This window comes from Geothermobacter hydrogeniphilus, assembly GCF_002093115.1.
Lineage (GTDB): Bacteria > Desulfobacterota > Desulfuromonadia > Desulfuromonadales > Geothermobacteraceae > Geothermobacter_A > Geothermobacter_A hydrogeniphilus.
This window is the reverse complement of sequence record NZ_NAAD01000030.1, coordinates 23,435-29,831: the sequence shown is the minus strand read 5'-3', so window position 1 is coordinate 29,831 and position 6,397 is coordinate 23,435. Positions and strand designations below refer to the sequence as shown.

5 protein-coding genes are annotated in these 6,397 nt (G+C 66.2%); all 5 read right to left on the bottom strand.

The window, feature by feature from the left end; all coding sequences use genetic code 11:
- Nucleotides 1-61 precede the first annotated feature (61 nt).
- The 5 genes from plsY to B5V00_RS15600 all read right to left on the bottom strand — a co-directional run bounded on the left by plsY (nt 62) and on the right by B5V00_RS15600 (nt 6,338).
- Nucleotides 62-652, bottom strand: a complete 591-nt coding sequence (gene plsY, locus B5V00_RS15620) for a glycerol-3-phosphate 1-O-acyltransferase PlsY (RefSeq protein WP_085011737.1) — start codon at nt 650-652, stop codon at nt 62-64.
- 91 nt (nt 653-743) lie between these two features.
- On the bottom strand, nt 744-2,036 hold the full coding sequence (locus B5V00_RS15615) for an ABC transporter ATP-binding protein (protein WP_085011736.1): 1,293 nt from the start codon (nt 2,034-2,036) through the stop codon (nt 744-746).
- Nucleotides 2,033-3,028 carry a FecCD family ABC transporter permease gene (locus B5V00_RS15610; RefSeq protein ID WP_085011735.1) on the bottom strand — a complete coding sequence of 332 codons (996 nt, stop codon included), beginning with the start codon at nt 3,026-3,028 and terminating at the stop codon, nt 2,033-2,035. Before B5V00_RS15610 ends, B5V00_RS15615 begins: the two co-directional genes overlap by 4 nt.
- Nucleotides 3,025-3,924 carry an ABC transporter substrate-binding protein gene (locus B5V00_RS15605; RefSeq protein WP_172399784.1) on the bottom strand — a complete coding sequence of 300 codons (900 nt, stop codon included), beginning with the start codon at nt 3,922-3,924 and terminating at the stop codon, nt 3,025-3,027. Before B5V00_RS15605 ends, B5V00_RS15610 begins: the two co-directional genes overlap by 4 nt.
- A gap of 629 nt (nt 3,925-4,553) precedes the next feature.
- Nucleotides 4,554-6,338 (bottom strand): TonB-dependent receptor plug domain-containing protein, encoded by a 1,785-nt coding sequence (locus tag B5V00_RS15600; protein WP_172399783.1) that lies wholly within the window; start codon nt 6,336-6,338, stop codon nt 4,554-4,556.
- Nucleotides 6,339-6,397: the final 59 nt, after the last annotated feature.

Below are 6,397 nucleotides of genomic sequence, written 5' to 3'. Positions count from 1 at the left end.
ATCTCACATCTCACATCTCACATCTCACATCTCACATCTCACATCTCACATCTCATGGAACTTACGCCTTGAACCTGTTTTCCTTGCCGCGAATCAACCGGTCGATGTTTTCGCGGTGCCGCCAGATGATGATGGCGCTGATGAACAGGGCGCCGGTGAAGATGGCGGTATCATTTCCGAGCAGCAGAATGCAGATCGGCATGGCGGCCGCGGCGCTGATCGAGCCGAGGGAGACGTAGCGGGTTTTCCAGACCAGCCCGGCGAAGATGAAGACGGCGAGCAGCACCGACAGGGGGGAGAGCACCAGGAAAATGCCGAGGGCGGTGGCGACTCCCTTGCCGCCCTTGAAGCCGAGATAGACCGGGTAGCAGTGGCCGAGGAAGGAGGCCGCCGCGGTCAGGGCGATGAGGGTGGTGTCGGCCGGGAAGCAGAGGCTGACCGTCAGCACCGGCAGCAGCCCTTTCAGGGCGTCGCCGAGCAGGGTGATGATGCCGAGCTTGCGGCCGGCGGTGCGGTAGACATTGGTGGCGCCGATGTTGCCGCTGCCGGTTTTGCGGATATCCTCGCCGCCGGTGAGGCGGGTGAGGATCACCCCGGTCGGAATGGCGCCGACCAGGTAGGCGGCGATGAGAATGAAGAAGGTTGTCAGCATGGTTGTTGGAACCTGAATCCGAGAGTTCATGATCGGGGAATCACGGTTGCGACTCTCCCAATAAGATTCCTAGCATGACGGGGGGTAAATCTCAACCTGAATCAGGAGTTTGCTGCCGGTTGCCGGTCCTCTGGTTTGCCGGGCCAGGGTGCCGGAGCCTGGCGAGAGTCGCTTCGGTATCGTCAACTGTCTCAGCGCCTGCCTTTCTCAGCGCCTGTATCTGTTCCCAGGCGTGCCCTCCCGTGAAGTCCCGTTCGGCGCGGGGATCGACCAGCAGCACGGGCCGCTTTCGTTCCAGGGTATGGCGAGCAAGTTCCAGCAGCGGCAGGTTGCCCGGTCCCCAGACAGTCGGGGCGATCACCAGCGCCTCGGCCCGGTCGCAGAGTTCACGGGCCGCCTTGAGGGCGGTTTTACCGATCGGGCAGAAGGATTCTTCCAGGACTGTCTCCAGGTCCAGAACCGTTGCCAGTACCTGGTCGGAATCCCCCCGGTTGAGGGGGCCGACACTGAGTTCGCATCCGCTCAGGTGCAGCCGGCGCAACAGCTCGCCGCCGCTGCCGCCGCCGCAGAGCAGGTGTATTCGAGGAAAGCTCAGGCCGCTTCTTTCGCGGCGCGCGACCGGGTAGGCACGCGGCGCGCCGCTGTAGGGGTTGCGTTCCACCCGCACCTCGACCCGGAACACCCGGCGCAGGTTGGCGGGGGTAAAGACTTCGGCCGGGGTGCCGAGCGCCGCCGGGGTGCCGTCGTCGGCCAGCAGCAGGATGCGCCGGGAGGTTTCAGCCGCCAGGTCGAGATCGTGGGAGACCTGGATGATGGTGGTGCCCTGTTCCCGGTTGAGGCGCACCAGCAGTTCGGCGATTTCCAGCCGGTGATCAAGATCGAGATGGCTGGTCGCTTCGTCGAGCAGCAGCACCGGTGACTGCTGGGCCAGGGCGCGCGCCAGCAGCACCCGCTGCAGTTCGCCGCCGCTCAGGTCGGTGACCGGCCGTTCGGCCAGCTGCAGGGTATCGGTCAGCGCCAGGGCTTTTTCCACCGCCCTGCGGTCGGCGGAGGTGGCGACGGAGAGCCCGGAGCGGTGGGCGAAGCGTCCCATCGCCACCAGTTCCCCGACCGGGTAGGGAAAGGGAATCTGTGGTGACTGGGGGACCACCGCCGCCAGTTTCGCCATTGCCCTGCGGCCCAGTCGACAGGCCTCCCGCCCCCGCCAGAGAACCCTTCCGGACGCCGGTTCCAGGACGCCGCGCAGCAGCCGCAGCAGGGTCGATTTGCCGCAGCCGTTGGGCCCGAGAACGGCAAGAATTTCACCCTCTTCAATCCGCAGATCGAGACCTTTCAGGACCGGCCGGCGGCCGTAGGAAAAATGCAGCTGTTCAAGCCGGATCATTCGTCTCTCCCTTGCTGCCGGCGCAGCAGGTAGAGGAAGAAGGGCGCGCCGAGCAGGGCGGTGACCACCCCGACCGGAATTTCCGCCGGGGCCAGCAGGGTCCGCGCCAGGGCGTCTGCCAGCACCAGGAAGGCGGCGCCGAGCAGGGCTGAAGCGGGCAGCAGGTGGCGGTGGGATGACCCCCAGAGCAGCCGGGCCACGTGGGGGACGGTCAGGCCGACGAAACCGACCAGTCCGGCCAGGGCGACCGCGGCGGCGGTCAGCGCCCCGGCGGCGGCAAACAGCAGCAGCCGGGCCCGGCCGACTTCGAGGCCGAGATCAGCGGCGGTTTCCTCCCCCTGGGTCAGCAGGTCGAGGGCGCCGGACTGGACCCAGAGACCGCAGAAGGCGAGTCCCGTCCAGAGGGCGGCCCAGGGCAGCCAGCCGACATCGGCCAGGGCGAGGTTGCCGGCCAGCCAGAAGACCGCGGTCCGCACCGGGTCGGCGGGCGCCATCCAGAGCAGGAACAACAGCAGTGCCGACGCCAGGCTGCCGACCATCACCCCGGAGAGGATCAGGGTGTGGGGTGAGCCGCGATGGGCGCGGGCGATCCAGTAGACCAGCAGCAGCGCGCCGCAGGCTCCGGCAAAGGCCGCCGCGGGCAGCAGCAGCGGCGAGCTGAAGCCGAGAGTCAACGCCGCCACCGCGCCGAGGGCGGCGCCGCCGGAGACACCGAGGATATAAGGATCGGCCAGGGGATTACGCAGCACTGCCTGGAACGCGCTCCCTGAAGCGCCGAGGGCGGCACCGACCAGCGCTGCCAGCAATGCCCGTGGCAGGCGGATTTTCAGGACGATGGCGGCATGGGTCGGTGATTCCGCCCGTCCCAGCAGCACCGCCAGCAGTTCCGCCGGTGAGAGGGTGAGCGAACCGGCCAGCAGCGACAGCAGCAGGGCAACCGCCAGGGCGGCTGTCAGGATCGGCAGCCAGCCGAGGGTAGAGCGGGACTTCATGGCCGTTCCTCCACCCGCAGCGAGGCGGGGTTGAGATGATGAAAGGCTGCCGCCAGGGCGGTCAGCCCGAGGCCGAGGCGTGGTCCGGGGCGATGGACCCAGTCGGGGTTGACGCTGACAACGCGACCGGTTTTCACCGCCGTCAACTCCGGCCAGGTCGAGAACAGGTCGGCCGGGTTGGGGGTGCCGGGATGCGGAGAGACCACGATCAGATCCGGGTCGGCCAGCAGCAGCGCCTCGCTGCCCCAGGTCGGATAACGGCTGACACCGGCGGCCACGACATTTTCACCGCCGGCCGCCTCGATCAGGTCGCCGACCAGGGTCCCGGGGCCGGCCACGGTCAAAGGTCGGGTCATGACGCAGAACAGCACCCGGGGGCGGGGCAGCCCGGCCACCGCTTTTTCGACCCGGGCGACGGTGGTCGCCAGTTTCCCGGCCAGTTGTTCGCCGCGGGATGCCGCGCCGGTGACCCGGCCGATATTGCGGATCATGGTGATGGTCTGTTTGATGCCGCGCGGGTAGACGACATAGACGGTCAGGCCGAGTCCTTCCATTCGCGTCAGCAGGGCGGGGCTGGCGGAGTCGGCGGAGATGAAGACCAGGTCGGGCTGCCGCAGCAGCACCGCTTCGAGGTTGGGGTTGGAATAGCCGCCGACCTTCGGTTTGGCCAGTGCGGCCGGCGGCCAGTCGCAGAAGCGGGTGACACCGACGATTTGGTCATCAAGCTTGAGGGCAAAGAGGATCTCGGTCACCGCCGGCACCAGCGAAACGATGCGCCGCGGGTGGTCCGGGATTTCGACCCGGCGCCCCATGGCATCGGTCCAGACCGCGGCCCCGGCCGTGAGCGGCGAAAGGAGAAAACAGAGCAGCAGGCTGAGGGAGAGGATGTGCTTCACGAAGACCTCGGTTTTTTCCCGGTCCATCCGGGGGGATTATTATATGCGGAAACGGGGGGGTGTGTAAAATGATGCTGTAAATACCGGGGGGGCGTCCGCCGGACGCCCCTCCAGTGCCACCCCAAAACCCCAAACCGGCGGGGGCGCCCGCCAGCGCCTCAGACATTCATGTCTCTGTTTCCGCCGGTCGTCCCCTCCGTTCAGTGGCTTCCACGGGAGGAAGGTTCTATCCCTCCCCCAGCACTACCGTTGAAGGCTGAGTGCAACGCCGCAGACGGGTGCGTCTCAACCGCCCTCGCAGTACCCCGCGGGGTCGCGGCCCCGCCCGCCGCCTTCCTCTTTTGCTGGCCCAAAAGAGGAAGCAGAAAAGGGCCATCGCCTGCGGCGGGCATGGACACTGCCCCTTGCAACCATACAGATGACGAAACCTGCAGCGCTTCCGTGGCCACGCCCGGCAGTGGTGGTACGTGAACCTGTCTGCGCAGGGTGGCAAACAAACGGGCTACACAGGGGAACCATGAAAACCCGAAAGAATATACCGTACCCCCCGTGGCGGCATATCAGCCCCCTAACGTTCCAAGGCGGCCGAAACGGGTATCGACCGCCCCGGCACCACCGTCTTCCCTCCCTCAAAAATAGGTGGTGATGCCGGCGAACAGTTCCCTCGGCGGCATCGGATAGCCGCTGTTTTCCTCGTAATCCTTGTCCAGCAGGTTCTTCAGCGTAATCCGGGCGTCGAAGGTGATGCCGTTGTCGAGGACGAAGGGCCGGGAGAAGCTGGCATCCAGCACCACGTAGCCGGTCCCGTCGCGGGTGGCGTCGGCATAGTACTTCAGATAGCGGCCGTCAAGGCGCAGCCGGGCTTCCTTGACCGGACCGACTTCCAGGAAGAGATGGACCTGGTGGCGGGCCTTGTTGTCGAGGAAACGGTCGGTGGCGCGGTCCTTGGGATAGAGGTAGGTGTAGTTGGCGCCGCTTTTCAGCAGTTCGCAGAGTTGCAGGTCAAGCTCCATTTCGGCGCCCCAGATGCGGGCTTCGTTGACGTTGACGGGGCTCCAGACGAAACTGCTGTCAGCGCGCCAGTCGATGAGATCCTTGGCGTCACGCCGGAAGGCCGCCAGAGTGAGCTCGCCGCGGTCGCCCAGTTGCTGATCGAGGGCCAGTTCATATTCCCAGGCGGTTTCCGGATCGAGGTCGGGATTTCCCCTGGCGAAGCTGGTTGCCGGCCAGTATCTGTCATTGAGGGTCGGGGCACGGAAGGCACGGCTGACCGAGGCCCGCAGGCGGGTGCTCTCGGTCAGCGAGAAGAGGGCCGCGGCCCGCGGGCTCAACTCATTGTTGAACTCGGAGTGGGCATCGTAGCGCAGGCCCAGCAGCAGGCTGAGCCGGGAGGTTATTTCGATCTGGTCCTGACCGAACAGCGACCAGCGGTTCTCATCGTGGTTGCCGCTGGCGGTGGAGTCAAGCTTGTCATCGTAGAAGTCGCCGCCGAACAGGATATTGTGCGCACCTCTCTGCCAGGCGGCCGACAACTCGGTGCCGAAGGTTTCAACGATATGGGTGTCGTCGACCGGGGTCCAGCCGCCCGGATCCCGGTAGTCGTTGCGGCGCCGTTCATAGCTTTGCCGGAGGGTGATTGCCAGGGGACCGGCCGGGCCGGTCAGGGTCAGGGCGGCGAGGGTGTTTTTGTCCTGTTGCCGGGCCTGCGGGCTGGGCCAGGCGGTCGAACCCGGTACGCCGTTCTCCTTGTCGAGATAGAAGCCTGACAGGCTGAGGTCGTAACCGCCGCCGAGATCGAAGCCGAGCATCCCCTCCAGGTTGGTCTGGTCGAGGTCGGAGTTGGTCCGGTAGCCCTGCGAGCGGTCCAGCCCGGCGCCGAGGCGGTAGCGCATGTTGTCTTTTCTGCGGGTGGTGGAAAAACTCAGGTCGCGGGTTTCGAAACGGCCTTCGCTCCAGCTCAGCGTGGTTTGCGGTTCCGTATCGGGCGTGCGGGTGAAGATCTGGATGACCCCGGCCAGGGCGTTGGTGCCGTAGAGGGCCGAGGCCGGTCCGCGCAGGACTTCGATCCGCTCGATCTCGCTCAGTGCTACCGGCAGGTTGCTGAGGTTGAACTGGCCGTTCTGCGGTGAATTGAGGCGGATGCCGTCGAGCAGCACCAGCACCTGGGCGCCTTCCGAACCGCGAATGCTCGGGGTGGCAATGGCGCCGGCCGGGCCGCTGCTGGTGGTCTGCAGGCCGACGGCATTGCGCAGTACTTCATCGAGGCGGGTGGCACCGGTGGCGGCAATCTGATCAGCGGTGATCACCGTCACCGAGGCCGCCAGCTGTGATTTTGGCCGGGCGCTGCGGGTTGCGGTGACCACCACCGGGTCGAGGGTCGCGGCGCGAACCGGGACCGGGGTAGAGCTCAGCATGCTTAGTCCGAGCGCCAGGGCAAGACAACTTCTCTTCATCAAATGGTTCCTCCTGCTTG